The following is a 3,187-nucleotide window of genomic DNA, read 5'->3' as shown; positions in this document are numbered from 1 at the left end:
GTGAAGCAGGGGGGGCACAAGGTGGAGCCTCGTTAGAAGGTGGTGCAATGCTTATGAGCAGTAGTAATAATGCTGGAAATAAGGGGGCGTCGCAGGCAAAAGGGGGGGGGAGTGCCTCAAAAAGTAGAGTAAGGTTTACTGATGATATAAGTAAGATAAGACTTAAAGGGAAATCTCTGAAATCTGGGAGAAAAAAGTTATTAGACAAAGGACTTACAGAAAGAATAAATAAGCAAACTGGTAGGCACGAATTTGTTGATAGCAAAGACATTGTTAGAGTTGCATATGATCCAATTAGCCAGCAAGGAAAGAATGCAGGGCATTGGCATAAGTGGGGTATAAATAAAAAGCACCAACGTATTCCATTAACTGACGCTGGAAGGATTACAGAAAGAACAGCTACTAACGCGCATATTAAAATGAAGAAATAGGAGAGAAATAATGAAAAAGCCAAATATTGGTGCACCGGGCTCTAAAGATTTTCATGATAGCAGTCTGATTAAATTTGAAATAAATCCCTGTTTAGATCAGGTTTCTTTAATAGTATCAACTCCAGATGAGTACTCTGTTCAGCAGGTTTGGATGATCAAGTTAATTGGTGTTCTTCGTGTTGAATATGAAACCACTGGTATTGGCTTTGGAGAAGAGTTTCCATTAGAAATATATGACATTTATAATTGTATAGATAGTGAAGAATTTCAAAGATGGAATAAACGTTTTCACGACCTAGAATTAAATCAGAAAGATAGAAATAAATTGTGTCACATCGTTTTGGCGAGTTCTTATTATAGAGGTTGGGGTAAAAATGAAAAACTAGATGGAATTCACATAATTTGTAGAAAATGGAGTGTGGATTTTGCACCGAAAAAATATGAAAAATATAAATATGAAAGACCATATATTGATGCGGGATAATGGAAAGGGCGTGAAGTGGTCGAACCGAGCTAAGTAGTTGAAGTTAAAAGATAAAGGCTTTATAAAAGAAAATAAGGGGGCTGGTCTACGCAATTGACAGAATTGGCCTCAAATAGAGTAGTTTTATCGCGGTAAAGATTCCGCAAAGTTCTTTGACAATTGAATTAAACTAAATCTGCAACACCCCTGCCATGTTAACGCATGGCGGGGGTTATTTGTATTTGAATAAGACAGCCACCGACGTCAATGGCAACAGTTTTGCCTACGATTATTACGGCCCTGATGAAGTCGATTCCAACCTGAGAACTTTCACCAAATACCTCAAATCACAGGACGTGGTCAAGGCCGTGCGCTATCCCGACAGCAACGCCGCCTTCTTTCTTTATGATGTAGCCGGCGGAAACAAACGTGTCGTTACCGATCTTGCCGGTAAAGATACAGTCTATAGGCTCAACTTCCACGGCAATCCCCTCACCATCGAAGAGCCCCTTGGCAGAACAACGCACATGACCTGGTCTATAGACGAGGGCAAGGCGGACAATGTGATGACCTCCCGCACCGATGCGCTGGGCAATGTGACGCTCTATGAATATGACGGCAAGGGGAACATTACCAAAGAGACGGACCCCTACGGCAACAGTATTGTCACTGCCTGGAACCCGCAATTCAGTCTTCCTGAAAGCCGCACCGACAGGAATGGCGTAGCTGAAAGCTGGATTTATAACACCAAGGGGAACCTGACAAACTACACCGATGGTGACGGAAACAGCGTAAGCTACAGCTATTTTGCCACAGGGGAAAGAAGAAGCATGACCGATGGCCGTAATAATACAACCGATTATACTTACGACGCCTACGGTAATCCCGACACCGTTACCGGCTCCGAAGGAAGCGTCACCGACTATGACCACGACATCCGCGGCAGGCGCATTGCCCTTACCGACCCGCGGGGATTCAAAACAGAATATACCTATGACGGCCTCGATCAGCCCGATCAGGTTATTTATCCCAATATTACCGACTACAGCCTTCCCGCCGGTTCGACGAATATCGTTGATTACAATTATGATGCAGTAGGGAATCTCTTGAGCGAGACCAACCGCAATGGCCTCACGCTTACCTACAGCTATACGGCACGCAATCAGGTGGCAAGCATTTCTAGAAGCAGCTCTGGGACAAGGTCTTTTGTTTATGACGCCAACGGTAATCTCACAAGCGAGACGGACTGGAAAAACGTCACCACGGCCCATACCTACGATGCTCTTAACAGGCGTATTACCACAACGAACCGCCTGAGCCATATTATGAGCATGACCTATGATTTGGCGGACAATCTCAAGACCCTCACCGATTACGAAGGAAGAGTGACAACTTATAATTACGATGATCTTGGCCGTCTCACCGAAACTATTCAGCCGGCCCTGGCCAGTCAGGCGGCGGGTAGAATCATTAACACCTATTACAACGAGGCCGACGCTGAAAAGAACCTCCAGTCTGTTACCGATCAGGAGGGGAATGTTACGAGCTTCGTTTATAACGGCCGCTATCTCAAGGTAAGCCAAACCAATGCCCTGAACGATACAAGCAGCTTTGCCTATGACGCAGCCGGTAATCTAATTAGCCAGACTGATGCAGAACTAAAAACAACTACCTTCGAATACGACAAACAGAACCGCCGCACCAGGATGATTCAGCCTGGCACGATAGAGACCGCTTATGGTTACGATACGTCGGGCAATGTAATAACTCTTACCGACCCTCTTGGCAGGGTAACAAGCACGGCCTATGACCAATGGAACCGTCCATGGCAGGTGACTGATGCTGATGGTTACATAAGTAAAATATGGTATGACGGGGAAGGGAAGGAAGTGCGCATCATTGATGGCAACGGCTATGCAAAGCGTTTCGTCCGTAATGAACTTGGTCTTGTGGAAAAGGCCACTGACGCCGAGCTTAAGAGCACGCTTTATACTTACGACCTTAACAGCAATGTAGAGACTGTAACCGATGCAAGAGGGGCAGAAACAAAGACAACTTACGATGCTGAAGACAGGCCGACGAAAGTTGTCGAAGCGGAAGGAACGGCTTTTGCCCGGACCAAAGCCCTTGTTTATGACAAGATGGGTAATGTCATTGAAGTGACCGATTACAACGGTAATATCACTAAAACGGTTTATAACGCCCTCAACCTGCCTGAGACAGTAACAGACGCCAATAACAATGCAACGACAACAGAATACGACAGGCGGGGCAAGGTGGTGAGTGTTACCGA

The 3,187-nt window shown here is 45.4% G+C and carries 3 protein-coding genes; all 3 read left to right on the top strand.

Annotation, left to right across the window (positions count from 1 at the left end):
• On the top strand, window positions 1–431 hold a 431-nt coding region (locus tag OEV42_21445), incomplete at its 5' end, for a hypothetical protein (GenBank protein MDH3976835.1).
• Between the two features lie 10 nt (window positions 432–441).
• Window positions 442–915, top strand: coding sequence for a hypothetical protein (locus OEV42_21440; GenBank protein ID MDH3976834.1), 474 nt, complete (start codon window positions 442–444; stop codon window positions 913–915).
• A 221-nt stretch (window positions 916–1,136) separates the two neighbouring features.
• The coding region (locus OEV42_21435) for a hypothetical protein (GenBank protein MDH3976833.1) at window positions 1,137–3,187 on the top strand (2,051 nt) is incomplete at its 3' end.

Source organism: Deltaproteobacteria bacterium, assembly GCA_029860075.1.
GTDB lineage: Bacteria > Desulfobacterota > JADFVX01 > JADFVX01 > JADFVX01 > JAOUBX01.
Note: the sequence above shows the minus strand (reverse complement) of the source record. Positions and strands in the feature narration are given on the sequence as shown.

Excerpts from the sequence above, each read along its gene's own strand:
- OEV42_21440 (MDH3976834.1), top strand. The coding sequence starts at position 442 with ATGAAAAAGCCAAATATTGGTGCACCGGGCTCTAAAGATTTTCATGAT.